At 70.1% G+C, this 23,472-nt stretch carries 24 protein-coding genes; 12 read left to right on the top strand and 12 right to left on the bottom strand.

The genetic code is table 11. From position 1 onward, the window contains the following. Nucleotides 1–5 precede the first annotated feature (5 nt). From ung to WMF14_RS26355, 7 genes are all read right to left on the bottom strand, one after another. The gene (ung, locus tag WMF14_RS26385; RefSeq protein WP_437790451.1) at nucleotides 6–689 is read right to left on the bottom strand and encodes a uracil-DNA glycosylase; all 684 of its coding nucleotides are present in this window, start codon (nucleotides 687–689) and stop codon (nucleotides 6–8) included. A gap of 7 nt (nucleotides 690–696) precedes the next feature. Beyond that, the gene (gene nth, locus WMF14_RS26380) at nucleotides 697–1,329 is read right to left on the bottom strand and encodes an endonuclease III (RefSeq protein ID WP_437790449.1); all 633 of its coding nucleotides are present in this window, start codon (nucleotides 1,327–1,329) and stop codon (nucleotides 697–699) included. A gap of 134 nt (nucleotides 1,330–1,463) precedes the next feature. Continuing rightward, nucleotides 1,464–3,140, bottom strand: coding sequence for a hypothetical protein (locus WMF14_RS26375; RefSeq protein WP_437790448.1), 1,677 nt, complete (start codon nucleotides 3,138–3,140; stop codon nucleotides 1,464–1,466). Between the two features lie 453 nt (nucleotides 3,141–3,593). Then, on the bottom strand, nucleotides 3,594–4,736 hold the full coding sequence (locus tag WMF14_RS26370; protein WP_437790446.1) for a penicillin-binding transpeptidase domain-containing protein: 1,143 nt from the start codon (nucleotides 4,734–4,736) through the stop codon (nucleotides 3,594–3,596). Between the two features lie 138 nt (nucleotides 4,737–4,874). Continuing rightward, complete coding sequence (locus WMF14_RS26365) at nucleotides 4,875–5,219, bottom strand: VOC family protein (protein WP_437790444.1); 345 nt, start codon at nucleotides 5,217–5,219, stop codon at nucleotides 4,875–4,877. Nucleotides 5,220–5,248: 29 nt separating this feature from the next. Then, on the bottom strand, nucleotides 5,249–5,857 hold the full coding sequence (locus WMF14_RS26360) for a YdeI/OmpD-associated family protein (protein ID WP_437790442.1): 609 nt from the start codon (nucleotides 5,855–5,857) through the stop codon (nucleotides 5,249–5,251). 292 nt (nucleotides 5,858–6,149) lie between these two features. Then, complete coding sequence (locus tag WMF14_RS26355) at nucleotides 6,150–6,551, bottom strand: hypothetical protein (protein ID WP_437790441.1); 402 nt, start codon at nucleotides 6,549–6,551, stop codon at nucleotides 6,150–6,152. 316 nt (nucleotides 6,552–6,867) lie between these two features. Between WMF14_RS26355 and WMF14_RS26350 the strand changes: the two genes are divergently transcribed. Continuing rightward, entirely contained in the window at nucleotides 6,868–7,374 is a 507-nt protein-coding gene (locus WMF14_RS26350) for a hypothetical protein (protein ID WP_437322754.1), read from the top strand. 345 nt (nucleotides 7,375–7,719) lie between these two features. Continuing rightward, nucleotides 7,720–8,574 carry a hypothetical protein gene (locus tag WMF14_RS26345; RefSeq protein ID WP_437790439.1) on the top strand — a complete coding sequence of 285 codons (855 nt, stop codon included), beginning with the start codon at nucleotides 7,720–7,722 and terminating at the stop codon, nucleotides 8,572–8,574. 76 nt (nucleotides 8,575–8,650) lie between these two features. Here the strand turns inward: WMF14_RS26345 and WMF14_RS26340 are convergent, their stop codons facing one another. Then, nucleotides 8,651–9,394: a hypothetical protein gene (locus WMF14_RS26340; protein WP_437790437.1), complete on the bottom strand. Its 744-nt coding sequence runs from the start codon at nucleotides 9,392–9,394 to the stop codon at nucleotides 8,651–8,653. A gap of 430 nt (nucleotides 9,395–9,824) precedes the next feature. On the opposite strand from WMF14_RS26340, the gene WMF14_RS26335 reads away from it, so the two are divergent. Next, nucleotides 9,825–10,400, top strand: a complete 576-nt coding sequence (locus WMF14_RS26335; RefSeq protein ID WP_437790436.1) for a hypothetical protein — start codon at nucleotides 9,825–9,827, stop codon at nucleotides 10,398–10,400. Between the two features lie 10 nt (nucleotides 10,401–10,410). Here the strand turns inward: WMF14_RS26335 and WMF14_RS26330 are convergent, their stop codons facing one another. Continuing rightward, a complete protein-coding gene (locus WMF14_RS26330) occupies nucleotides 10,411–10,959 on the bottom strand; it encodes an EF-hand domain-containing protein (protein ID WP_437790434.1) in 549 nt (182 codons plus the stop codon). Nucleotides 10,960–11,254: 295 nt separating this feature from the next. On the opposite strand from WMF14_RS26330, the gene WMF14_RS26325 reads away from it, so the two are divergent. Further along, nucleotides 11,255–11,650: a hypothetical protein gene (locus WMF14_RS26325; RefSeq protein ID WP_437790432.1), complete on the top strand. Its 396-nt coding sequence runs from the start codon at nucleotides 11,255–11,257 to the stop codon at nucleotides 11,648–11,650. A gap of 43 nt (nucleotides 11,651–11,693) precedes the next feature. On the opposite strand, the gene WMF14_RS26320 is transcribed toward WMF14_RS26325, so the two are convergent. Then, nucleotides 11,694–12,242, bottom strand: coding sequence for an EF-hand domain-containing protein (locus WMF14_RS26320; RefSeq protein ID WP_437790430.1), 549 nt, complete (start codon nucleotides 12,240–12,242; stop codon nucleotides 11,694–11,696). A 245-nt stretch (nucleotides 12,243–12,487) separates the two neighbouring features. Here WMF14_RS26320 and WMF14_RS26315 point away from each other — a divergent pair, with 245 nt between their 5' ends. The 3 genes from WMF14_RS26315 to WMF14_RS26305 all read left to right on the top strand — a co-directional run bounded on the left by WMF14_RS26315 (nucleotide 12,488) and on the right by WMF14_RS26305 (nucleotide 14,505). Beyond that, the gene (locus WMF14_RS26315; protein WP_437790429.1) at nucleotides 12,488–13,480 is read left to right on the top strand and encodes a sigma-70 family RNA polymerase sigma factor; all 993 of its coding nucleotides are present in this window, start codon (nucleotides 12,488–12,490) and stop codon (nucleotides 13,478–13,480) included. A 134-nt stretch (nucleotides 13,481–13,614) separates the two neighbouring features. Then, nucleotides 13,615–14,043: a DoxX family protein gene (locus tag WMF14_RS26310; RefSeq protein ID WP_373372156.1), complete on the top strand. Its 429-nt coding sequence runs from the start codon at nucleotides 13,615–13,617 to the stop codon at nucleotides 14,041–14,043. 105 nt (nucleotides 14,044–14,148) lie between these two features. Then, complete coding sequence (locus tag WMF14_RS26305; protein ID WP_437790428.1) at nucleotides 14,149–14,505, top strand: YciI family protein; 357 nt, start codon at nucleotides 14,149–14,151, stop codon at nucleotides 14,503–14,505. Nucleotides 14,506–14,532: 27 nt separating this feature from the next. Here WMF14_RS26305 and WMF14_RS26300 read toward each other — a convergent pair whose 3' ends face one another. After that, nucleotides 14,533–14,754, bottom strand: coding sequence for a hypothetical protein (locus WMF14_RS26300; RefSeq protein WP_437790426.1), 222 nt, complete (start codon nucleotides 14,752–14,754; stop codon nucleotides 14,533–14,535). Nucleotides 14,755–14,874: 120 nt separating this feature from the next. Here WMF14_RS26300 and WMF14_RS26295 point away from each other — a divergent pair, with 120 nt between their 5' ends. Beyond that, nucleotides 14,875–15,858 carry an aldo/keto reductase gene (locus tag WMF14_RS26295; RefSeq protein WP_437790425.1) on the top strand — a complete coding sequence of 328 codons (984 nt, stop codon included), beginning with the start codon at nucleotides 14,875–14,877 and terminating at the stop codon, nucleotides 15,856–15,858. A 46-nt stretch (nucleotides 15,859–15,904) separates the two neighbouring features. Here WMF14_RS26295 and WMF14_RS26290 read toward each other — a convergent pair whose 3' ends face one another. Next, the gene (locus WMF14_RS26290; protein ID WP_437790424.1) at nucleotides 15,905–16,699 is read right to left on the bottom strand and encodes a hypothetical protein; all 795 of its coding nucleotides are present in this window, start codon (nucleotides 16,697–16,699) and stop codon (nucleotides 15,905–15,907) included. A gap of 161 nt (nucleotides 16,700–16,860) precedes the next feature. Between WMF14_RS26290 and WMF14_RS26285 the strand changes: the two genes are divergently transcribed. The 4 genes from WMF14_RS26285 to WMF14_RS26270 all read left to right on the top strand — a co-directional run bounded on the left by WMF14_RS26285 (nucleotide 16,861) and on the right by WMF14_RS26270 (nucleotide 23,421). Further along, nucleotides 16,861–17,352: a hypothetical protein gene (locus tag WMF14_RS26285; RefSeq protein ID WP_437790422.1), complete on the top strand. Its 492-nt coding sequence runs from the start codon at nucleotides 16,861–16,863 to the stop codon at nucleotides 17,350–17,352. Nucleotides 17,353–17,668: 316 nt separating this feature from the next. Continuing rightward, nucleotides 17,669–18,595 carry a PAS domain S-box protein gene (locus tag WMF14_RS26280; protein WP_437790420.1) on the top strand — a complete coding sequence of 309 codons (927 nt, stop codon included), beginning with the start codon at nucleotides 17,669–17,671 and terminating at the stop codon, nucleotides 18,593–18,595. An 80-nt stretch (nucleotides 18,596–18,675) separates the two neighbouring features. After that, nucleotides 18,676–20,217, top strand: coding sequence for an NCS1 family nucleobase:cation symporter-1 (locus tag WMF14_RS26275; RefSeq protein WP_437790418.1), 1,542 nt, complete (start codon nucleotides 18,676–18,678; stop codon nucleotides 20,215–20,217). Nucleotides 20,218–20,640: 423 nt separating this feature from the next. Next, nucleotides 20,641–23,421: a hypothetical protein gene (locus WMF14_RS26270; protein ID WP_437790416.1), complete on the top strand. Its 2,781-nt coding sequence runs from the start codon at nucleotides 20,641–20,643 to the stop codon at nucleotides 23,419–23,421. Nucleotides 23,422–23,472: the final 51 nt, after the last annotated feature.

Here is a 23,472-nt window from a genome sequence, read left to right as displayed (position 1 = left end):
CGGCGTTACGCGGTCTCCGGGAGCCGCCAGTCGATCTCCTCGGCGCCGCGGGCGCGGAGGGCGCTGTTGATGGTCGAGAACGGCTTGCTGCCGAAGAACCCGCTCCTCGCCGACAGCGGCGAGGGGTGAGCCGCCTTGATGACCGTGTGGCGCTTCGCGTCGATGAGCTTCGCCTTCTTCTGCGCGTGGCCGCCCCAGAGCACGAACACCACCCCGTCGGGCCTCTCGTTGACCTTCTTGATGACCGCGTCGGTGAACGACTCCCAGCCCTGGTTCTTGTGGGAGTTCGGCGTGTGCGCCCGGACGGTGAGCACGGTGTTCAGCAGCAGCACCCCCTGGGTCGCCCACGTGGTGAGGCAGCCGTGGCTGGGGATCGCGAAGCCCGGCAGATCCGAGACCGCCTCCTTGTACATGTTGGCGAGCGACGGCGGCGGCGTGACGCCCGGGCGCACGGAGAAGCACAGCCCGTGGGCCTGCCCGTCGTCGTGGTACGGGTCCTGGCCGAGGAGCAGCACGCGCACGCTCTCGTACGGCGTGAGCTTGAACGCGGCGAAGACGTCCTCCTCCGCGGGAAACACCTGGTGCGCCTTCCGCTCGTCCTCGACGAAGCGCGCCAGCTTCTTGAAGTACGGCTGCTCGAGCTCTCCGGCGAGCACGCGCTCCCACGAGGCAGGTAGATCGATCTTCATCTCTCGCTCAGACCCCTTCCTTCGGACAGAACTCGCTCATCCGGCACTCCCCGCACTTCGGCTTCCTGGCGACGCAGGTGTAGCGGCCGTGCAGCACCAGCGCGGGGCCGAAGAACGTCCATTGATCCTTCGGCACGATCTTCATCAGATCCTCCTCGATCTGCTCGGGCTTCTCGCGCTTCGAGAGGCCGATGCGCCCGCTGAGGCGGGCGACGTGGGTGTCGACGATGATCCCCGAGGCGATGTCGAACGCCGTGTTGAGCACGACGTTCGCCGTCTTCCTGGCCACGCCCGGCAGCGTGGTGAGATCGGCCATGGTCGCGGGCACCTCGCCGCCGAAGCGCGCGACGAGCTCCCTGCACATGGCCTGCACTGTCTTCGTCTTCTGGCGGTAGAAGCCTGTCGGCTTGAGCTCTTCCTCGAGCTCCGCCGTGGGCGCGTCGGCGTACGCCTGCGCCGTCGGGTACTTCGGGAAGAGCGTGGCGGTCACCCGGTTGACGCGCTCGTCCGTGCACTGCGCGGCCAGGATGGTCGCGACGAGCAGATCGAGCGGCGTCTTCCAGTCGAGCTCGTAACGCGCGTCGGGGTACTCCTTGCGCAATTGAGCGAGGAGGAGGGGGATGCGGTCTCGGGCGTTCATGGGGGTCGTCGCAGCGTAACCCAGCCCCGGGCCGCCCGTCAGCGGGGCTCGGCCCCTCAGCGACGCCGGGCGACGAGGCTGTGCACGGCGAGCGCGGGGCGTCGGCGCTCGCCTTCCCGAGCGGCCAGCGCCGCTCACGCCTTCTTGCCGAGCGCCACGTCGACGAGCACGTCGCCGAGCGGCGCTTCCAAGAGCAGGTGCACGCTCTCCCCTGCCGGCCTCCAGTGTACGATGGCGCCAGGCTCCACCTGGAAGCGCGCTGACGTCGTGATCACCCCGCCGTCGATCCGGAGGACGGCCTGCTCTCCCGGCGCGTGCTCGACGAGCACGTAGAGCCCGTCATCGCCGGCTGCGAGGTGGATGGGTCGACCTCCGAGCTTGGCGGACCCGGAGCGCGCACCCTCCCAGGCGACGAGGTTGAGCCCCGGCGCGAACCACGCGAGCGCGCGTGTCGCTACCGCGCGCGGTCGTGGCGCCCCGATCGCGCCGAGCTTCGCGTACGCTTCCTCCTCCTCTTCGTCAATCTCGAGGAAGATGGGCATTGGCTCCTGCGCTTCCGCCCGCTCTGCGCAGCGTCGCCGCGCGCGCTCCCACCGCGCGCGCGCGACGCCGTAGGAAAGCGGCGAGCGCGCGATGCGGGACCAGAGGCTGGGCTCGGTTGCGACGAGCGGTCCCCCTGGAGTCGACACCTCGCAGACGCGGCCGTTCAGCTGGAAGTATGCCCGCCCGTTGCGCGCGAAGAGGGGGGTGTGCACGCCGGGTAGCTCGAACAGGATTTGCCCCTCGGGCGCGCCGGCGCTGAACCGGGTGATGGAGAGCCCGTCCAGCGCAGCGACGTGATCGCCGTCTCGGCAAATCCGAGAGAGGCGACCGTGCTGCGCCGCTGCGAGGAGCCGGGTGCCCTCGGGAGCGGCCAGCGGAGCGGGAGCGAGCGCTGCCTCGAGAGCGCGGCTGCTCCCCTCGACCCCCGAAGTCCGCGCGGCCTCCCGCAGGGCCACGAGGGTTCCCGCGAGCCGCTCGCGCCGCCGATTCTGATCCGCGCGGGTCGCGATCGTCGCTGCGACGAAGCGAGCCGCTCCGCGCCGCGCTTCGGCCGAGCTCAGCCCGGCGCGGATGGCGTCGTCCACCACGGCATCCCCGAGCACGCGGAGCAGCGCGAGCGGCACGGGATCGCTGTCCGGAGCGGCCGTCCAGGCGCCCGCGTCATGACCGAGCCATTCCAGCAGTATCGTGGCCTGATCCAGAGGCGCCGGACGCGCTTGCCCCAGCACCGACAACGCCTCGATGGCTCCCCCGAGGCGGCCCCCTGCCGGGGCTGCGAGCGCCCCGCGGAGCGGCGCGAGGTCAGGCGGAGCGCCCTCCGGCCAGCGGGGCCCTTCCGCCGCGCTCTCGGGCCCGGCGCCTGGCGTCCCCCCCGGCGGCGCGAGACACCCCCGCTCGGCCAGCCAGCGCGCGAGTTTCTCCGGGCGCGCGAGCGGGGCGGCTGCGTTCCAGCCGGGATAGCCGACCGCGAGCCCGTGATGCAGCGTCAGCGTTGCGACGCGCTCGCCCCGGCCGATCAGCTCGAGCACCGGCGCCTCATGCCATGCGCTCTCGGCCGGTGGCGCCCCGTCCCCGATCTGGAGCAGCGGCCGGAGCTCGGCGAGCGCGCTGCGGTCCACCCACGAGAGCGTCGGCGCGACGCTGCGTCCTGGCGCCGGCGGTCGCGCCAGCACGCGCCCGAAGCTGGCCCGCGAGAGCAGCGCGTCGATATCTGCCTGCCGGGGCAGCCCGCCAAAGGGGGATGGTACGCTCGCGAGACGAGGGCTCATGGCTTGAACGGGACGCCGCTGACCGATCCGGATGGCGTCACTCCGACGTAGTAGCCTTGATGCACGAAGGGACCCTGGGGCGTGGGGCACATCTCGCCAGGACGGTAGGGATACTGGGGGGGCTTCCCCCAGAATTTCCAGGAGGGTTTCTTGCGCCCATCGTGGGGTAGGGGATGGGCAACGGGCTCGGCGCGGCCGGCGTGAGGCACACGCTCACGGCCATCCCCGTCATCTGATGACCGGATTTCTCGGTGATCGTGTCCATGCCGAGCGCGGTGACCTTCGCCATGGCGCCTGAGCGTCACATCCTCAAGGAGGGGAGCACAAGGGATGATGCAGGTCGAGCAAAGGGCTGCACCTGACGCGCCGGCGCCGTCACGGAAGCAGCTGCGCGTGTCATCGGTGAAGGCGATGCGCCACGCGGGCGCGTCGTGTGCGCGGCGTCGATGGCCGTCAGCGCCGTCGGGCCACGGGCCCCGGCCGTCTCCGGCCGAAGTAGATCTCGAGCAGCTCGCGTCCCACGAGGTTCGCCTTGGTGCGCCACGCGATGTCGTTGGCCAGCATCACGGAGACCGCGATCTCCGGGCGATCCGACGGCGCGAACGAGGCGAACCACGAGAACATCCGCGACGGGCTGCCGCCGACGAGCGTGCCGGTCTTGGCGGCGACGGGCATGGTGCCGAGGGCGCGGGTGCCGTCGGGCTTGCGGAACGCCTTGGCGCAGGTGCCCCGCCGCGTCGTGATCTCGAGCATCGACCGGAGGGAGCGCGCGACGTCGGTCCGGAGGCCGCGGCCGTCGGTGCTCCGCGGCGTGACGGCGCCCGCGTCCTCGCGGTCCTGCGCGCCCGGCGGCGCGAGCAGCGAGAGGCGGACGCGCTCGCCGTCGTTGGCGATCGTCTGCATCGCGAACAGGGCGCCGAGCGGGCTGAGCCGCCCGCTCCAGAAGCCCGCAGCGGCGCGGGCGAAACCGAGCCCGCCGGCGGGGATGTTGGCGGTGCTCGGCGCGACGGGGATGTCGATGGGGACCTCGCCGTCGAAGCCGAGGTCGCGGGCCTTGTTGCGCAGGTCGTCGGCCGTGAGGTGCCGGCCTGCGAGGCGGGCGAAGACGCCGTTGATGCTGCGGCCGAGCGCCTCGCCGAAGACGGTGCAGGTGGCGCCGCGGCCCTCCAGATCGGCCGCGGTGATCGCGCTCATGCCGCCCGTGTAGCAGACGGGCGTGGCGATGTTCACCTTGCGGCCCTCGAGCAGCGCCGCCGCGGTGACGATCTTGAAGAGGCTCGCGCTCGGGGCGAGCGGGGTGGCGACGTAGTCCCGGTCTCCGCGGCTCGCCCACACGAGGATGCGGCCGGTGCGGACGTCGGAGGCGACGATGGCGCCTTCGGGGGCGCCGGAGCGGGCGAGGAGGCGCTCGGCGGCGCGCTGGAGCTCGGGATCGAGCGTGAGGCGCACCTGCTTGCCCGACGCGCCGACCGTGGCGTGGACCGCCCCGGCCTCTACGTGGAGCTTTCGGACGCCCGGCGGCGCTGGAGATGCCGTCGCCGGCGCGATCCCGACGGCGATCGCGGCGGCGAGCGCGAGGAAGAGACGCGATCGCACCGCGCGGAGATGCCAGGCGCCGCGCGGGAGGGCCAAGTTCCGGGCGGCGTTCGTGACGGGCGCCTCGTCGCCCGAGGAGGAGGCGCGGGAGCGGCTCGTGAGGTGCTGCGCCCGCTCCCTGCTTTGCCCTGGAGCGGCTCAGCGTTCTTGTTCCAGGGCGATCCGATGGCCGTCGGGATCGATGACCGTCACGGGCGAGCTGCCTTCGGAGCCGACGACGCCGACGGCCGCGCCCAACGCTCTGAGCGACTCCAGGACCCGCTCGAGGTCGGAAACGACGAGCCCCAGGCGGAGGCCGGACGTCGGCTTGTCCGAGAGCGGATAGAGCTCGAGGATCAGTCCACCTACATCGCACGAGTAGTGCTTCGCTCCGCTGCCGTGCTGTTCTGGGGACAATCGCAGGCCAAGGCCCTCGTAGAACCGCCGCGAGCGCTCGAGGTCCGCGCACCGGAGAACCAGGTAGGCAACACGTTGCACGCTCATTGGAGGGGAGCCGCGCGCGCTGACCGAGGTCAGCGCCGCCCTTCCGGCACGATGGTCTCACCGCGCGCCAGCATCGCCACCAGCGTCTCGATCTTCTTCGCGCGCCCGGCGGGCGTCTTCACGCTGTTCATGCGAAACGCCAGCGCGAAGAGGTTCTGGCGTCCGAGGGTCTGGAACGTCTTGCGCGCCCGCGGGTTCGCCTCGATGGCCGCGCGAAGGTCCGCAGGAAGGGTGTCTTCGGTCGCGCTGCGGATGGGGGCGTAAGCGGCCTCCCAGCGACCATCCGCCTTCGCGGCGTCGACGTGCCGCTGGCCGTGCGGGGTCATGCGGCCGGCCGCCGTGAGCCGAGCGATGTGATCCCTGTTGATCTGGCTCCAGACGCTCCTCGCCTTGCGAGGGGTGTACCGCTGCAGAAACGAGATCTCGTCGAAGGACTTCCGGATGCCGTCGATCCACCCCCAGCACAGGGCCACGTCCAGCGCCTGCGCGTAGGTCACCGTCGGCACGCCCGAGTCCTTCTTGTGAATCTTCAGCCACAGCTCGGTCTCGCGGGCGTGGTTCGCGGCCAGCCAGGCTTCGAAGGCCGCCTCGGTGGGGAAGCTCTTTATCTTGTCTGGATTCGGAATGATCGGTGCCATGAAAAAGGTCCCGGTTAAAGCCTATCGATCAAGGAGCCAAGAAAGCTGGCATGCCGGGGCCTCTGCACGTACCAGAGCTTTGGAACGAGCGAAAGCTCATCGAACGTCGCCCATGGTGACCCGAGCAGCACAAGTGTTCCCCACTCGTCTTCAACAATTTCAGAATTTTAAGCAACGCCCGCGCCAGTCGCCGGCGGCTGCCGGTCTGCCGCGGCGCAGCGCCGCCGGCAGCAGCGGCTGATTGGGCGGCCTCATGGTTCAATCTTGCTCACGCAGCGCCCTCCCGATGTAGCTACGGCTCATGTCCTTGGTGAAGCCCCGAGACGTCATGACCTCGCTGTTTGAGCAACGCGGCAGATCGGGAACGAACCAGCATGATCCGCGTGTACTCCTTCATGAGCGTCGCGAGCGCCTCCATGTCCGACGCGGAGAGCCCTTCGCTCTGGCGCTTGATGTGCAGATCCTCGAGGTCTGCTGCCTTCTCCGGGGAGAGGCTCTGCCTGGCGGCCCGCCAGAGATCCTCGTCACCGAGCAGGTGCAGCGCGGCGATGGCCTCCGCCGTGTCGACCGGCAGCTCGTCGGGTTCGTCAGGGAGGGAAGTTGCCACCGCGTCGACGAGCTCGGCCTCGACGGTTCGTTGTGTCTTCTGAGCGCGGCGAGCCAGGCGCTCGTACAGCGGCTGGGGCAGGGTCACGGTAACGGCTCGAACGGCCATATCCTGGTTTACGATGGGCCGTCGAGGACAGCAAGCTCGGCGGTACAAGGCGCAGCGACGCGCAGCCGGCCGCTCTCCTCTGCCGTGCCATGATCGGTATCATCGTCGGCCCAACACTGAGCCAGTGATGGTGAGGGAGGTCCCCGTGCGGCCCGAGCTCCCGCTGGAAGCTCCGGAACGCCGAGCGCGCGAGGCCGCAGAACGGATGGCCTGGCCCGACGGATCTCTGCGTTCGGGAGGTACGCCGCCGCGATGGTCGTCGCCGCGCTCCGGGTCTGGTAGGGTGCGCACAGAGGTGCCTGTGCTCAAGCTGCCGAAAGATCTCGTCGCCGATCCGCGCCATGACGCGGTGTCCGATCTCCTCACCAAGCACGCAGGTCTGCTGTGGGAGAGCGGCCGAAACCAGGTGGCGACGCTCCCGATGACCGACGCGCTGGCCGCGGAGCTCCGCGGCGCGCTCGCGGCCGAGCACGCCTGCCATGGCCTCGAGCTCATCGCCGAGAAGCTCGCCGGCGAGCAGAAGGGGCTGGACGCCGCGGCCAGGAGGGCCCCGGAGAGCCCGCAGAACGCACGCGCGTCGCGCATCCTCTTCCTCGCGAGCGACGGCAGCACCCGCTTCTATCGCGACTGCGACGCGCTCCTCTCCCGCTACCCCCAGCGCCTCCTGGCCTGCCGGCTCGAGATCACGGGCGAGGCGCTGGGAGAGAAGCTCACGGGGAGCGCAAGGCTGATCCGGAGCGTGCTTGTCCTCGACAAGAAGGTTGCCGCCAGAGCGCTGCTCGCCCTGCTCCCGCCGGGCTGACGCCCGGCGGCGGCACGGCACGCTCCACCGCAGCGCGTCCTCCATCCACCCGGCGCCCGCGCACAGCACGCGGCGCTCGCGTGCTGGCAGCACCATCGGCGCGGCGTCCTGGAGGGGCACGCCTCCGCGCCTGGAGGTCATGGCCTCCAGGCCACAGCCTCCATACAGGCCCCCAGCATTTTAGCAGGACTGCCGCCGTGTTCCCGTACCGGCGCTCGCTCCACGAGCGCCCCCTCGAGATCGCCGGAAATCCGCGCCCGCCGGACCGGCACGCTGCGTGCTCAGCGTGCTCAGGAGGAAGGATCGTCAGTCGAACAATCGATCCCCGACCGGAGAGAACCCGTCATGAAATCTACCGCATTCATCCTCAGCAGCCTCGTTGTCCCCTTCGCCCTCGTCGGTTGCGTCTCGGACTCCGAACCTCTCGACGAGGGGCCCATGGACGTCGAGGAGGTCGCCGCCTTCCCCGAGGCAGCCCGCGCCCCGGCGGAGGTGCAGCCGGTCGAGGGCATCGGCGCGCAGAACACCGCGCCGGCCCCGGACGCCCTCGCCCAGCAGACGCTGACCCCCGTCGCGAAGTCTGGCGCAGAGATCGCGGTCAGCTCCGGCAGCGCGCAGTCCCTCGTCCTCCTCCAGCTCCCGATCGTCAACCTGCTTTACAACCCCGGCTTCGAGAACGCGCAGGCCGGCATCCCGTCGGGCTTCATCGATCATGGCAACGCCAATGCGTCATGGTTCGCCGGCTGGGGCACCGCGGCGGACTCCTGGCCTGCCACGAGCAATGATCTGAACTACGGCGCCATCGCGACATGGCTCAAGACCGACGTCGTGCACACGGCCAACAGGCGCAGCCTCCTCGTGTCCGCGACGACGACCAACGGCGGCATCGCCCAGCAGTACTGGACATCCGCCAGCCCGCCGCCCAACAACCCCTACCTGCGGTTCAGCGTCTGGGTCTATACAGTGACCGGGCAGGTGACGATAGGGCTCGGCAGCGGCGGGACGGGTTATAACACGAGGACCTCGACCCAGACCGGAAAGTGGGAGTATCTCCAGACCTGCGGCACGTCCTTCAACAACGAGGTCTATATCTACACGATCGGCGGGCCGGCCGTGTACTACGTGGACGACGCCAACGTGTCGGCGACGCCTTCGCCCCTCCTCGACCAGTATTGCTCGCCCGGCGGCGTCGTCTTCTGATCCACGCCGCCGCCCGGCGCGCAAGTCGGGAGAACCCGCGCCGGGCGCACCGAACATGGGCTCCGCGCTGCATCGCTCAGTCGGTGCAGCACGGCGCCCCGCCGGGGGCGCCGCAGGTCGCCGGATCGTCGCTGCACGGCGGCCCCCAGGCCACGGTAGCGCCGAGGACGACCTCCACCTGCGCCGCGTGCTTCGTCGAGCCGTCGTCGTTGCGCGCCTCCGCCGCGAGGATCACGTGGGTCCCTTCCTTGAGCACGGCGGCCGGATCCCACACTCTTCCGGGGAGGAACGCAATGAGCCCGTACGCGTGCGGGAACTCCCCGGGGACGAGCTCGATCATCCCCTCCTGCGGCACGCCCGGCGGGAACAGGTCCCCGGTCGCAGGGTCCTTGACGCTGTACCGAACACGCACCCTCTCCCCGCAGTCGGTGCAGCCGACGGCGAACCAGAGGTGATATCCCCCCTGGGGCCCGGCCATCACCGGGAGCGTGGCGCCCTCCTCGATGCTCTCGAAGCAGGTCTCGCCGGTCCCGATCTCGAACACCGCGGGGTCGTCCGGCAGGCGGCACCCGCCGCCACCGCCCGCCCCCGTGGAGCCTCCGCCGCCACTTTCCCCCGTGGAGCTGCCGCCTTCCCCTGTGGAGCCGCCAGCGCCCGATCCATTCGAGCTGCTGCCGCCGCCCTCGCCCGTCGAGGCGCTGCCGACGCTCCCCTGGCCGGTGGAACTACCGCTGCCACCCTCGCCGGCGGAGCCGCCGCCCATCGAGTCCGCCTCGACGCTCGAGCTGCAGTGGAGACACAGCAGCGCGAGGGTGAACACGGGAGTTGCTTGCCAGCGGATCAATGCGCGAAGAAAGGACCGCATTCTCATGGGGAGCACCTGGAACACGCGAGTGCGCTGTAGAGGGGAAGACGGAGCGCTTTACCTTCAGGCGCGATGTCCCGGAGGGCCGCGGCGGACCCGACGTCAGCGTCGGCCCTGGCAGACTTGGCAGCAACCGTTCCATCGCCGCTCCGCGCGATCCGGGCGCTTTCCCGAGCGCGCTCGCTGGCGCGCTGCGCCATGTGTGCCAGGCGCAGACAGCTCTGGCACAGGGACCAGGCGCCCACGGCCCAGCCGGCGCAGCGTGCGCGCTGGAGAAGAGCGGCGACGACGCGCCCGACCGGGCGGGCGTCTTCGAGGCCCACGCCGTGCCTTGGCGCGCTATGGTGTCGTCTCCCGGCCGGGGGCCGGGGGTTCCTTGCCGCCCATGCCGACGACCCGCCTGTTGCACAGCGCCGAGATCCCCCAGGCCGACAACCTCACGAACGTGCGGCGCGTGCTGGAGGCGCTCTCGGGCGGGGTGACCGAGAAGGAGCGGATCTCCGAGCAGACGGGCATCTCCTTGCGGCACGTCGGCTATGCGCTCGCCGCTGCCCGCGTCCTCGGCTGGCTCGGCGACGACGGCGCCTCGATCACGCCCGCGGCACGCGAGCTGCTCGCCACCTCGTCCGGCTCTGCCGACGAGCGGACGCACCTGCGGCGCGCGATCTTCGCCTGCGAGGTCGTGAAGGAGGTCGCGCCGGATCTCTTCGAGCCCTCGGCCCCGACGCGGGAGGCGCTCGCGCGGCGCATCTTCCGCTTCACCGCGGGCATCGGGAAGGAAACCGCGCGCCGGCGCGCGCAGACCCTGCTCGCCTGGCGGAGCCAGGTGCTGGAGCGGCAGCTCCCGCTCTTCCCGAAGCGTCCGAGGAAGCGCGCCGCCGCGCCGGCGGCGGGCGCTGGCGAGGAGACAGCGCCCGCCGAGGAGACCGCGGCCGGCGAGGCGACGGCGCCGCGGCGCTGACCTCGCTGCTCTACCGCGCTGCCGGGGCCTTGCGTGCGCCGCGCGCCGCGCGCAACTCGTCGGGGCTCAGCTTGCCGTCGCGGTTCGCGTCCGCCGCCTTCACCCGCTCCCAGCGCTTCTCGCCCACCTCGTCCCTGGTGAGGAAGCCGTCGCCGTTCTTGTCCTTCTTGGCGAAGCGCGCCTTCTGCTTCGCCTGCCGGTCCTTCATGCGCTGCTCGGCGTGCGCCTTGAGCTCCTCGGCGGACAGGTTGCCGTCCTTGTTCGTGTCCGCCTTGCCGAGCCGCTTCTGCGCCTTCTCGGGGAGCTCCGCGACGGTCAGCTTGCCGTCGCCGTTCTTATCGAAGCGCTTGATGAGGCGGGCCGGGTCCTTCGGGCCGTGCTGGCGGCGGGCGTCCTTGCCCTGGCCCTGGTGCGGCGCCGGCGTGTCCCCCGTGCCGCCCGCGCCGTTCGCCGCGTAGGCCGCTCCGCCGCCGGCGAGGACGGCCGCGGCAAGGAAGGTGCCGAGGACGAAGCGACGGATCGCGCTGTGGGTCTTGTTGGAGGAGAGGGCGAGGGTCATTGGGTCGTGCTCCTTGGTGCAAGGGCCAGCCTGTTCTTGCCGGCTTCTGTTCCTGGGACGCTCCCCGGGCCGCCCTCCCTACGCGCCCCTCGATCTTTTTTCCGGGAGCGGGCGCGACCCCCGGCGCCTCCGGGTTCACGGCGGGGTGCCCGGGTTCGAGGTCGAGGACGCCTTTGCCGGCAGGTATCCTGTGCAAATCCTGCTATTCGCGTCGGGGAAGGCGCATAACGTGGGATCCTCACCGCGCGGCGCCCGGCGAGACCGCGCCGGAACGCGCGCCGAGAAGGAAGAACGCATGAACCCTTATGCACCTCCGACCGCATCCACCGAGCCTCACGCCGCGGCCGTCGAGCAGATCAGCCCGGAGCGGCGCCTCGAGATCCAGAAGAAGCTGAGTCGCTTCAGCAGATTGAGCTTCCTCTTCGGGGTGCCGGGGTTCCTCCTGCAATCGGCGGGTCGCGCGATGGACAGCGCTCCCCTCTCGCTCCTCGGCGTCGTCCTGTTCATCATCGCCCTCGTGAATTACGCGAAGATGCGCGGCCGGAGCGGCGCGTGGGGCATCGTGGGGCTGGCCACCTGCATCGGGCTGGCGCTCCTCTACTTCCTGCCGAAGCACTGCCTGAACTGCGCGGCGAAGCACTCGTACCGATCGAAGGATTGCGATCGCTGCGGCGCGCCGCTCGGCTCCTGAGCGGGCGGACCGCGCCTCTCCACGTCTCGCGCTCGCCTCGGAGTTACCGCGCTGCCGCCGGCTTGTGCGCGGGGTGCGCCGCGCGCAGCTCATCGGGGCTGAGCTTGCCGTCATGGTTCGCGTCCGCCGCCTTCATCTGCTCCCAGCGCTTTTCACCCACCTCGTCCCTGGTGAGGAAGCCGTCGCCGTTCTTGTCGCGCTGGGCGAAGCGCGCGTTCTGCTTCGATTGCCGCTCCTTCACCTGCTGCTCGGCGTTCGCCTTGAGCTCCTCGGCCGACAGGGTGCCGTCCTTGTTCGTGTCGGCCTGGCCGAGCTGCTTCTGCATCTTCTCGGGGAGCTCTGCGACGGTCAGCTTGCCGTCGCCGTTCTTATCGAAGCGCTTGATGAGGCGGGCCGGGTCCTTCTGCCCGTGCTCGCGGTGGGCGTTCTTGCTCTGGCCCTGGTGCGGCGCCGGCTTGTCTCCCGTGCCGCCCGCGCCGTCCGCCGCGTAGGCCGCTCCGCCGCCAGCAAGGACGGCCGCCGTAAGGAAGCTGCCGAGTGCGAAGCGACGGATCGCGCTGTGGGTCTCGTTGGAGAAGAGAGCGAGGGTCATTGGGTCGTGCTCCTTGGTGCACCGGACAGCGTCTGCGTGCCGGCTTTTGTTCCTGGGACCCTCCCCGGGCCGGCCTCCCTCCGCGCCCCTCGATTCTTTTGTGAGCGGTGACGAGGCGGACCCCCCGGCGCGCTCGCGGTGGGCTTCGTGCCGGCTGGGCTCGCCACGGCGCCTGCCGCGCGGACGGAGGGCAGGGGGCCGCGAAGGACCAAAGGATCAGGCTTCGCCCGAGGTAACCTACCGCGATGGATATCTCCTCGATCCCCGCAGCCAACCCCCCTCCCGGCGAGATGGAGTTGCGCCTGGAGCAGCACCGGCGGGAGCTGACCGGCCACTGTTACCGGATGCTCGGCTCCGCGTTCGACGCGGACGACGCCGTGCAGGAGACGATGGTGCGGGCGTGGCGCAGCATCGATCAGCTCGACGGCAGCGCGGCGATGCGATCGTGGCTGTACCGCATCGCCACCAACGTGTGCCTCGACATGCTGCGGGGCCGGTCGAGGCGGGCGCGACCGATGGATCTCGGCCCGGCGGGCTCGGCCGAGAACCCGGTCCTCGACACGCTGGTGGAGGCGACGTGGGTGCTGCCGATCCCCGACGGTCGGGTGCTGGCGGCGTCCTGCGACCCGGCGGAGCTGGTCTCGTCGCGGCAGACGATCCGGCTCGCGTTCGTGGCGGCGCTCCAGCGGCTCCCGCCCCGGCAGCGCGCGGCGCTGCTGCTGAAGGAGGTCCTGTCCTGGGAGGCCGCGGAGATCGCGGAGCTGCTCGGGATGACCGTCGCCTCGGTCAACAGCGCGCTGCAGCGCGCCCGGGCGACGATGGGCCAGGACGAGAAGACCGACCTCCACGAGCCGATGAACGAGGCGCAGCGGTCCCTGCTCGGCCGCTACGTCACGGCCTTCGAGCGGCAGGACGTCGACGCGCTGGTCTCGCTGCTCCGGGAGGACGCGACCTGGTCGATGCCGCCCTACCGGCTGTGGCTCCGGGGGCGCCCCTCGGTGCACGCCTGGCTCCTCAAGGTGGGCGAGGGGTGCAGAGGCTCGCGGCTCCTGCCGGTGGCGGCGAACGGATCCTTCGCGCTGGGGCAGTACCGGCCGAGCGGCCCTGGCGGCGCCTTCGTCCCGTGGGCGATCCAGGTCATCGAGCTGTCCGCCGGGGAGATCGTCGGGGTGTGCTCGTTCCTCGACGCCGAGCGGCTCTTCCCGCTCTTCGGCCTGCCCCTCCGGCCCGAGGCGTAGCTCCGAAAAAAATCTTCCAGGCGACCGATGAATCGGGCGCCGTCGCGCGGTCCTAGGGATCGAATCGGCCGCGCCGCGCCACCGTGACCCCGGGGCGGGCGGACCGATCTGTCCAGATCGACCCGGAGGAGACGATGGAGATGAGCGCCTTGATGTCGGAGAAGCACGTGGAGCCGGTGGTGGTGTCGAACAAGAAGGTCTGGGCCGGGCGGGTCCTCAGCGGCCTCTCGGTGGCGTTCCTGCTCTTCGACAGCATCGGGAAGCTGATGATGGTGCCGCAGGTGCTGGAGGGGTCCGAGCAGCTCGGCTATCCCGTGAGCTCGGTCCGCGGCATCGGGCTCGTCCTGCTGGCGAGCGTCGTCACGTACGTGATCCCGCGCACCTCCGTGCTCGGCGCGGTCCTGCTGACGGGCTTCCTGGGCGGCGCCATCGCCACGCACGTGCGCGTCGACAACCCGCTGTTCAGCCACGTCCTGTTCCCTGTGTACGTCGCCGCGATGATCTGGGGCGGGCTGCTCCTCCGCGACGAGCGGCTGCGCGCGCTGTTTCCGCTCCGAAAGTAGCGGGGGTCGAGGGATCGTCGCGCGACCGAGGCGTCCGAGCGGCTCGCGCGGCCTGTGATCGAGGAACGCCCGCCGTGCCGGGCGAGCACCCAAGGAGAGACGACGATGCGATTCTTGATGCTGTATCGGCCTGACAAAAGCCAGCAGGAGCTCTGTGCTCCCGATCCCGAGCACATGGCGCAGATGGGGAAGCTCATCGACGAGATGACGAGAGAGGGCGTGCTCCTCGGCACCGACGCGCTCCTCCCCGCCGCGATGGGCGCGCGCGTCCGGAGAGCAGGCGCCGAGCTCACCGTGAGCGACGGGGCGCTCCCGGACATGAAGGATCCGATGGTCGGCTACGCGCTGATCCGGGCGGCCTCGAAGGAGGAGGCGATCGCGGGGGCGAAGCGCTTCCTCCAGGTCGCGGGGGAGGGCTACTGCGAGGTGCTGCCGCTGATGGACGGGCCTCCGCCCTCCTGAGCGCGCCAGCCGTGCGCTGTTGCACTGTCATCTGAATTGTACAGTGTGACGGCTGTCTGAAGCCTCCGGCCAGAGCTTCATCTTTCCCGGGAAGGTGCCGACAGCCTCCGGCCAGAGCTTCATCTTTCCCGGGAAGGTGCCGACAGCCTCCGGCCAGAGCTTCGTCTTTCCGGGGAAGGTGTCGACAGCCTCCGGCCAGAGCTTCGTCTTTCCGGGGAAGGTGTCGACAGCCTCCGGCCAGAGTTTCATCTCTCCGGGAGGGTGTCGACAGCCTCCAGGGGGGCGAACCGGCCCTTGACTCCGTGCGCGCGCTCACTTTTACGTGGTGTGCGCCGCCATCGCCTCTCCGCGGCGCCAAGGAGCCCAACCATGCACACTCGCAAGCTCGGAACTCTGCAGGTCTCCGCCCTCGGCCTCGGCTGCATGGGCATGAGCGATTTCTACGGCGAGCGCGACGAGGCCGAGTCGATCGCCACGATCCACCGCGCCATCGAGCTCGGCGTCACGCTGCTCGACACAGCGGACATGTATGGTCCCTTCACGAACGAGGAGCTCGTCGGCCGGGCCATCGCGGGCCGGCGCGATCGCGTCGTCCTCGCGACCAAGTGCGGCATCGTCCGCGACCCGAACGACGTCACGGTCCGCGGCATCAACGGCGCGCCGGCGTACATCCGCGCGGCGTGCGACGCGAGCCTGCGGCGCCTGCGCGTCGATGTGATCGATCTCTACCAGCTGCACCGCGTGGATCCGAAGACGCCTATCGAGGACAGCGTCGGCGCGATGGCGGACCTCGTGAAGGCCGGCAAGGTGCGTGCAATCGGCCTCTCGGAGGCGAGCTCGTCGACGCTCCGGCGCGCCCACGCCGTGCACCCGCTCGCGTCGGTGCAGACGGAGTACTCGCTCTGGACGCGCGATCCCGAGGACGACGTGCTCGCCACGTGCCGCGAGCTAGGCATCGGCTTCCTCGCGTACAGCCCCCTCGGCCGCGGCTTCCTCACGGGGCAGATCCGGCGCTTCGAGGATCTCGCGCCGGACGACTACCGCCGGATCTCGCCGCGATTCCAGGGCGAGAACTTCCAGCGGAACCTGGATCTCGTCGCGAAGGTCGAGGGCATCGCGCGGGAGAAGGGCGTGAAGGCGTCGCAGCTCGCGCTCGCGTGGGTGCTCGCGCAAGGGGACTTCATCGTCCCGATCCCCGGCACGAAGCGTCGCACCTACCTCGAGGAGAACGTCGCCGCGGAGGCGCTCGAGCTCACCGAGGGCGATCTGCGGCGCCTCGACGCGGTGGTGCCGAAGGGCGCGGCCGTCGGCCTCCGCTACCCGGAGCCGGGCATGCAGCTCGTGAACCAGTGAGCGAGGCGGCCTGAGGACCGCGCGCACGCCGATCCGGCGCGCGGCATCATGTGTCTTCGGGCGCGGGATCAGCCCTGTCTTTCGGGCGCGCGGCGACCCTCGCCTCTTCGGGCACCCCGGGCAGCCGGAAGACATGCAGGGGACCCTCGGACGAGAGCAGTCCGGCGAGCGCCGGATCGGTCATCACCTCGAGGAGGTCGCGCTCCGTGTCGTCGACCGTGCACCGTCGCCGCACGAGGCGGACGACCTGCGAGTAGTCCACGTGATCCGGATCGTGCGCGAGCCCGAGGGGTTGCCACAGGGTGTGCTGGCCGTACCTGTGGGCCGCGCCCGGGTCGAACCAGCCGTAGTTGGCGGCCCGGTCGGGGCGATCCGCGAGGCGGTTGGTGAGTACCCAGTGCTTGCCCACGTTCTCGATGAGCCCGGTGCGCCCCGCGACGTGCTCCTCGACGCGGCGGTGATGCTCCAGCATGCGGGAGGTGCTGGCCATCGTGGCATCCGGGGCGCCGATGCACGGCGGGATCCGCACGCTGGCCTGCTCCCACACGAGGTCGCAGAGGCGCGTCGTCAGCAACGCGCACTCGAGCAGATCCGCGATTCGCTGGGTCGTCCGCGCGGAGGCGTTGACGCGGACGGAGTCCTCCGCGTCGCCGATGCGGAGCGCGTCGGCGCTCACGAGGAACGTCGCGCGGCGCTCCTCGAGCTGGCTGTACACAGGGACCCACGAGATCGGCGCCAGGTAGCCGGCCTGCACCGCTTCCAGGATGGCCTCCTCGCGCGCCGCGCACGCGTGCTCTGGAAGGCCTGCGACGAAATCGGTGCCTCTCAGGACGTCTGTCATGCTCCCCCTCCCGCGAGCGCGCCCGCGGCGCTCGAGGTGAAAGCGTGAGCGGAAGCGGGCGCGGCAGGAAGATGTTTCGCTCTCTCGTCCACGGCGTGCCCACGGCCGCGCGCTCCCGTGCCGCTTTGCGCTGTCCGTCCGCTCGCCCTAAGCTCCGCCCCATGTCGCCCCCGGCGAGCCGTCTCTCCCTGCGTCCGTCCCGCGCGCCCCGCGCACCCCGCTTCCTCCTCGCCGCCTGCGCCGCCGTCCTCGCCGCGCAGGCGGCCGGCTGCGGCTCGAGCGCTTCCCGGGGGCCCGACGCGGGCGCCGCGATCTCGTCGATCGACGCGCGCCTGCGCGGCAGCTTCAGGCTCGTCCGGTTCGAGCCCGAGGTCCCGCTCGAACCGATGCTCGCGTCGATGCTCGAGTTCCAGTACGCGCACCTGGTCGTCCGCTTCGACGGAAAGCGCATCCTCGCGGACTCGCCCGGCCTCCACGTGGACCGCGCCTACGAGATCCGCGACCCCGCGTGGGATCGGTTCAAGATCGTCTCCTACGACGAGGCAGGGGTCGCCTACGAGGCGCTGTGCGAGTTCTCGGGCCAGGAAGAGCTCATCGTGCACGCGCAGACGCCGCCCTGGAAGGGCGTCGCCACGCTCCGGCGGGCACAGTAGCGAGCGGCCGGCCCTCTCGCGTCGATGCCCGTCAGCGGCGGAGCGGGAGCAGATCCGCGCGTGATGCGCCTGCCATGCTCTCTTGATGAGACGAAGAGACGCATGCTCGTGCAGGCGTGATCAGGTGCGCTCCGGTGTGTCGATGGGATGACAGGGCGTGCGCTGTAGGATGCGCTGCACGCGCCTCCGGCACGCTCGAAGTTCACCCTGCGCTATCGTCCTCTGGTAGGATAGCTAGGACGGACGTAACTGTCCACACGGCGCGCCAAGGAATCACCGGATCATGAACGACGGCGAAGCGGATGTTGTCGCTACGATGCGAGCGGAACTGGAGATGCTCCGCTGGCGCAACGCCGAGCTCGAGCGGGAGCTCGCCGAGAAGCAGCGCGTCGAGGACGCGCTGCGGGAGAGCGAGGCGCGCTACCGGGGCATCGTCGAGGACCAGACGGAGCTCATCTGCCGCTTTCGGATGGATGGCACGCTGACCTTCGTCAACGACATCTACTGCCGGTACTTCGAGAAGACGCGGGAGGAGCTGGTCGGCCACCGCTTCATGCCGATGGTCCCCGACGAGGAAGGGCCGCACCTCGCTCGGCAGTTCGCGAAGCTCGGCCCCGAGAACCCGATCGTCCACACCGAGCACCGCGTCATCCTCCCGAACGGCTCGATCCGCTGGTTGCACTGGACCAACCGCGCCCCGCTCGGCGAGGGGGGGCCGCTCGCCGAGTTCCAGGCGATCGGCGTCGACGTCACCGAGCGACGGCACGCGGAGGACGAGGTGAGGCGCCTCAACGCCGAGCTCGAGGCGCGCGTGGCGGACAAGACGAAGCGGCTCGAGCAGATGGTCCGCGAGCTGTCGACCCCGCTCATGCCGGTGGCGGATCAGGTCATCGCGGTGCCGCTGATCGGCTTCCTCGACAGCGACCGCGCGGCGGCGACGCTCGAGACCGTGCTCAACGGGGTCGTCACGCACAGCGCCAGGACGGTGGTCCTCGACATCACCGGCGTGGGGGTCATCGACTCCCAGGTGGCCGACTCGCTCATCCGGCTGGCCAAGGCGGTGAACCTCCTCGGCTCCCAGGTGGTGCTCACCGGCATCCAGCCGCGGATCGCGCAGACGCTGGTCGCGCAGGGCGTGGGCGTGGGCGGCGTCGTGACGCTCCGGACCCTGAAAGAGGGTATCGCGTTCGCCCTGCGGCGCGGGCTCACCGCCTCTCGACCTCCGGCCCTCCAGGGCAGCTAGCTCCGAGCCTCGGCGTGCGCCGGAGAGGGCGCGCCTGCCCACTATCCAGTCTCACGTCCGATCGTGTAGCCTCATCGACGATGGCGCACACGCAAACGACTGATCAACCCGACGTGCATTCGGCTGCTCACGGCGCGAAAGCCGGCGAGGGCTTTCAGGGGTTAGGAGGGGACATCGACTCGCGCTACATCAACGAAGACATCGCGCCCGTGCGCTCGGACCAGCGCAAATGGGGGATGAAGGACATCGCTGCGCTCTGGGTCTCCATGTGCGCCTGCACGCCGACGTACATGCTCGCCTCGGGCCTGATCGCCGAGGGGATGAGCTGGGGGCAGGCCGTCCTCACGATCCTCCTCGGCAACGTCATCGTGCTCGTGCCCATGATCCTCAACGCGCACGCGGGCACGAAGTACGGTATCCCGTTCCCCGTCTACTGCCGGAGCGCCTTCGGCGTCCGAGGGGCGAACGTGCCCGCGGTGCTGCGCGCCCTCGTGGCCTGCGGCTGGTTCGGGATCGGGACGTGGCTCGGCGGGTGGGCCATCTACAAGATCGTGGCCGTCTTCGTCCCGTCGATAGAGCAGATGCCGCCGACGCCGCTGGGGATCAACGTCCCGCAGCTCGTCTGCTTCCTGTTCTTCTGGGGCATCAACATCTGGATCATTCGCATGGGCATCGAGTCGATCCGGATCCTGCTGAACGTCAAGGCGCCTCTCCTGATCGGCCTCGGCATGGCGCTGCTCCTCTGGGCCTATAGCCGCGCCGGCGGGTTCGGCCCGATGCTCGAGAAGCCCTCGTCCTTCGGGGTGGGGCAGCCCAAGGAAGGTCAGTTCTGGGTCTTCTTCTTCCCGGCGCTCACGGCGATGGTCGGCTTCTGGGCCACCCTGGCCCTCAACATCCCGGACTTCACTCGCTACGCGCATTCGCAGCGCGATCAGGTCATCGGACAGGCGATCGGCCTGCCGCCCACGATGGCGTTCTTCTCGTTCATCGGCGTCGCCGTCACCTCCGCCACGGTCGTCATCTACGGCGAGACCCTCTGGGATCCGGTCGTCGTCATCACCCGCTTCGAGAACCCGGTCGTCTTGATCATCTCGCTCGCGGCCCTCTGCATCGCCAACCTGGCGACCAACATCGCCGCGAACGTGGTGAGCCCGGCCAACGATTTCTCGAACCTCTGGCCGTCGCGGATCTCCTTCCGCACCGGCGGCCTCATCACAGGCATCATCGGGATCCTGATGCAGCCTTGGCGGCTCGTCAGCGACCCGACGGGTTATATCTTCACGTGGCTCGTCGGCTACTCCGCGCTGCTCGGGCCCCTCGGCGCGATCCTGATCGCGGAGTACTACGTCGTCCGCAGGACCAACCTCGATCTCGCCCAGCTCTACAAGCGGGGAGGGATCTACTGGTACGCGGGCGGGTGGAACCCCGTCGCGATCGTCGCCCTCGTCCTCGGCATCCTGCCCAACTTGCCTGGCTTCCTCGGCACCATCAAGGTCGCGACGGTCTCCAGCGCGTGGATGAATCTCTATAGCTACGCCTGGTTCTCGGGCTTCGCCATCTCGTTCGTCGTCTACGTCGCCCTCTCGCTGATTCGCCGCCCGGCCAAGCTCGCCGCGGCCTGATCCTCATCGCCTCGCGGCGAGGCGCGCGACCCCGCCGCCCATTCAACTCAGCATCAGCGCGGTCGGCCGCGAACGCCGCGCCTTTCCCGCGGAGCGCGCTCCCGAGGGCGCCCTCTGCCTCGGGAGCGCCGTCGGCTCCTCGCCGGCGCGCGCCGGCGAGGAGCCGACGGGCTGCGTTTTTTTTGTACGCGGGCATTCATCTCGTGATCAACGACGAGACTCCCCCTCGGCAACAACGTTGTTGTGGGGCGGGGCCCCACCGTGGGAGACCTGTGGTGTGTTGTGGAGCGCTCCCGCCGCCGAGGCACTCCGCAAAGTGTCTTGCCAAACAACGTGGGTTGATTCCATTCGTCTGTCTCTTGCTCCGTGGGCGCTTTTCGATGGATCATGAAATGTCGCTCTTCTCCCGCCTTCGAGGTGCCCATGAACAAGCTCGTCCTCTGGTCGCTCCCGGCTCTCGCCCTGGCCGCATGCGCTGATAACGGCACGCCCGTCGACGAAACACCGACCGTCGCGGGCGCCCCGATCACGGTCGCCGCCGCCCGGCCCTACTCCCTCTTCGAGAGCGGCCAGGTCCGCCCTCTCGCCCTCTCGCCCGACGGCTCGATGCTCTTCGCCGTCAACACGCCTGACAACCGGCTCGAGATCTTCAAGGTCCGGAGCGGCGCGCTCGAGCACCGCGGCTCCGTCGCCGTGGGCATGGAGCCCGTCGCCGTCGCGGCCCGCAGCGATGACGAGGTCTGGGTCGTCAACCACCTCTCCGACAGTGTGAGCGTCGTCGACGTCTCGAAGCCCAGGAAGCCCCGCGTCGTGCGCACCCTGCTCGTGGGCGACGAGCCTCGCGACATCGTGTTCGCCGGCGCTGGCAAGAGCCGCGCCTTCATCACGACGGCGCACCGCGGGCAGAATAGCCCTGTGGATCCGGCGCTCACCACGCCGGGCGTGGGCCGCGCCGACGTCTGGGTCTTCTCGACGGCGAGCCCGAGCACCGCGCCGCTCAACATCATCACCCTCTTCAGCGACACGCCGCGCGCGCTCGCGGCCACGCCCGACGGCTCACGCGTCTATGCGGCGGCCTTCCACTCAGGAAACCGCACAACGGTGATCGAGACCAACGTGGTGAACCTGGGCCTCGGCCTGCCTCCGCCGACCACCAACGCCGCCGGGGTCGCGCAGCCCTCGGCGCCCCTCATCGTCAAATTCAACGGGACGCACTGGGTGGACGAGCTGAATCGATCCTGGGACGACAAGGTGAACTTCTCGCTGCCCGACAAGGACGTCTTCGTCATCGACGCCCTGGCCAACCCGCCCGCGCCCGTCGCGGGGGCCGGGGGCGTGTTCCGGGGAGTCGGCACGGTCCTCTACAACATGGCCGTCAACCCGGTGAGCGGCCGCGTCTACGTGGCCAACACGGAGGCGTTCAACGAGAATCGCTTCGAGGGCCCCGGCGTCTTCGCCGGCCACACCGTGCGCGGCCGGTTCAACCACAACAACATCACGGTGCTCGATCCCGCGACGGGCAGCGTCACCCCGCGGCACCTGAACAAACACATCGATTACAGCGCGTGCTGCGCCCCGGTCCCGAACGCCGAGAACCGGAAGAGCCTCGCGCTGCCCACGGGCATGGCCGTCTCCAGCAACGGGAAGAAGCTCTACGTCGCCGCGCTCGGCTCGGACAAGATCGGCGTCTTCAACACCGCGGCGCTCGAGGCCGACACCTTCGTGCCGAGGCTCGCGCGGCAGATCCCGGTCTCCGGCGGCGGGCCCACCGGCGTGGTCCTGGACGAGGCGCGCGGGCAGCTCTACGCCCTCACGCGCTTCGACAACTCCATCTCGATCATCGACGTCGATGACAAGGCCGAGGTCGCGCACGTGCCCATGTACAGCCCCGAGCCGGAGAGCGTGGTCCGCGGCCGCCGCTTCCTCTACGACGCGTCGTTCACGTCGAGCCACGGCGACTCGGCGTGCGCGAGCTGCCATGTCTTCGGCGATCTCGACAGCCTGGCGTGGGACCTCGGCGACCCCGACGCGGTGAACAGGCCGATGCCAGGCCCCTTCGTGCTCGATCCGACGATCTTCGGCGCGCCCGCCGAGTTCGCCGCGCTCAAGGGGCCGATGACGACGCAGAGCCTGCGCGGGATGGCCAACCACGGCCCGATGCACTGGCGCGGAGACCGCACCGGCGGGGAGGACGCGCCGAGCGCGCAGCCGAACAGCGGCACGTTCGACGAGGAGGCCGCGTTCAAGAAGTTCAGCGTCGCCTTCGTCGGCCTGCTCGGTCGAAACGCGCCCATCCCCGCGGCGGACATGCAGGCGTTCACCGACTTCGCCATGCAGGTGATGTATCCGCCCAACCCCATCCGCCACCTGGACAACTCGCTCACCGCCGATCAGGCGGCGGGCAAGGCCTTCTTCACCCTGCCGCCCAGCGAGGGCGGCGCGTGCGCCTCGTGCCACGTGCTCGATCCCACCGCCAACGCCGAGTACGGGGTCGAGTTCCCCGGCTTCTTCGGGACCGACGGGCGCTACACGTTCGATTTCATCTTCCAGAGCTTCAAGGTCGCCCAGCTCCGCAACGTCTATCAGAAGGTGGGGATGTTCGGCATGGTGCAGAACCCGCGCTTCAACGACCGGAACTTCGAGTTCCAGGGCGATCAGATCCGCGGGTTCGGCTTTGGCCACGACGGGACGATGGATACGGTCTTCCGCTTCCACGATCAGAACGGCTTCAACGAGGCGCCGGGGGTCGCCGGCTTCCCGCCGGGGGCGGCGGGCGAGGTGCTGCGCCACCAGGTGACCAAGTATCTTCACGCCTTCGACAGCAACCTGGCGCCCATCGTGGGCCAGCAAGCGACGCTCGCCGGCGCGGGCGACACGGCCGCCGAGCTGCGCGTGGATCTCCTGATCGCGCGCGCCGACGTGGGGGAGTGCGATCTCGTGGCGAAGGTCCGTCTCCACGGGGATGAGCAGGGCTTCCTCTATCAACAGGGCGCTGGCACGTTCCTGCCCGACAGGGCGGCGAGCCCGGCGATCAGCGCGGCGGCGCTGCGCGCGATCGCGGGGCCGAACAAGGCGCTGACCTTCACCTGCGCGCCGCCCGGCTCGGGGACGCGGATGGCGCTCGACCGCGACGGCGATGGGGCGCTCGACGGCGACGAGGAGGACGCGGGGAGCGACCCGGCGGACCCGGCGAGCACGCCCTGAGGCCCCGAGTCCGAGCCCGCGCGGCGATCCCACGCCGCGCGGGCGTCTTCG

This window comes from Sorangium sp. So ce693 (assembly GCF_051521375.1).
GTDB lineage: Bacteria > Myxococcota_A > Polyangia > Polyangiales > Polyangiaceae > Sorangium > Sorangium atrum.
The sequence above is the reverse complement of the archived record's forward strand: the minus strand, read 5'-3'. Positions and strand labels throughout refer to the sequence as shown.

What these genes read in the sequence shown, in the direction of transcription:
- WMF14_RS26345 (WP_437790439.1), top strand. Translation starts at nt 7,720, where the DNA reads ATGAAATCTACCGCATTCATCCTCAGCAGCCTCGTTGTCCCCTTCGCC.
- WMF14_RS26320 (WP_437790430.1), bottom strand. Translation starts at nt 12,242, where the DNA reads ATGACCCTCGCTCTCTTCTCCAACGAGACCCACAGCGCGATCCGTCGC.
- WMF14_RS26300 (WP_437790426.1), bottom strand. Translation starts at nt 14,754, where the DNA reads ATGAAACTCTGGCCGGAGGCTGTCGACACCTTCCCCGGAAAGACGAAG.
- WMF14_RS26290 (WP_437790424.1), bottom strand. Translation starts at nt 16,699, where the DNA reads ATGACAGACGTCCTGAGAGGCACCGATTTCGTCGCAGGCCTTCCAGAG.
- WMF14_RS26275 (WP_437790418.1), top strand. Translation starts at nt 18,676, where the DNA reads ATGGCGCACACGCAAACGACTGATCAACCCGACGTGCATTCGGCTGCT.
- ung (WP_437790451.1), bottom strand. Translation starts at nt 689, where the DNA reads ATGAAGATCGATCTACCTGCCTCGTGGGAGCGCGTGCTCGCCGGAGAG.
- WMF14_RS26310 (WP_373372156.1), top strand. Translation starts at nt 13,615, where the DNA reads ATGGAGATGAGCGCCTTGATGTCGGAGAAGCACGTGGAGCCGGTGGTG.
- WMF14_RS26330 (WP_437790434.1), bottom strand. Translation starts at nt 10,959, where the DNA reads ATGACCCTCGCCCTCTCCTCCAACAAGACCCACAGCGCGATCCGTCGC.
- WMF14_RS26360 (WP_437790442.1), bottom strand. Translation starts at nt 5,857, where the DNA reads ATGGCACCGATCATTCCGAATCCAGACAAGATAAAGAGCTTCCCCACC.
- WMF14_RS26295 (WP_437790425.1), top strand. Translation starts at nt 14,875, where the DNA reads ATGCACACTCGCAAGCTCGGAACTCTGCAGGTCTCCGCCCTCGGCCTC.
- WMF14_RS26335 (WP_437790436.1), top strand. Translation starts at nt 9,825, where the DNA reads ATGCCGACGACCCGCCTGTTGCACAGCGCCGAGATCCCCCAGGCCGAC.
- WMF14_RS26270 (WP_437790416.1), top strand. Translation starts at nt 20,641, where the DNA reads ATGAACAAGCTCGTCCTCTGGTCGCTCCCGGCTCTCGCCCTGGCCGCA.
- WMF14_RS26285 (WP_437790422.1), top strand. Translation starts at nt 16,861, where the DNA reads ATGTCGCCCCCGGCGAGCCGTCTCTCCCTGCGTCCGTCCCGCGCGCCC.
- WMF14_RS26325 (WP_437790432.1), top strand. Translation starts at nt 11,255, where the DNA reads ATGAACCCTTATGCACCTCCGACCGCATCCACCGAGCCTCACGCCGCG.
- WMF14_RS26375 (WP_437790448.1), bottom strand. Translation starts at nt 3,140, where the DNA reads ATGAGCCCTCGTCTCGCGAGCGTACCATCCCCCTTTGGCGGGCTGCCC.
- WMF14_RS26365 (WP_437790444.1), bottom strand. Translation starts at nt 5,219, where the DNA reads ATGAGCGTGCAACGTGTTGCCTACCTGGTTCTCCGGTGCGCGGACCTC.
- nth (WP_437790449.1), bottom strand. Translation starts at nt 1,329, where the DNA reads ATGAACGCCCGAGACCGCATCCCCCTCCTCCTCGCTCAATTGCGCAAG.
- WMF14_RS26280 (WP_437790420.1), top strand. Translation starts at nt 17,669, where the DNA reads ATGCGAGCGGAACTGGAGATGCTCCGCTGGCGCAACGCCGAGCTCGAG.
- WMF14_RS26315 (WP_437790429.1), top strand. Translation starts at nt 12,488, where the DNA reads ATGGATATCTCCTCGATCCCCGCAGCCAACCCCCCTCCCGGCGAGATG.
- WMF14_RS26305 (WP_437790428.1), top strand. Translation starts at nt 14,149, where the DNA reads ATGCGATTCTTGATGCTGTATCGGCCTGACAAAAGCCAGCAGGAGCTC.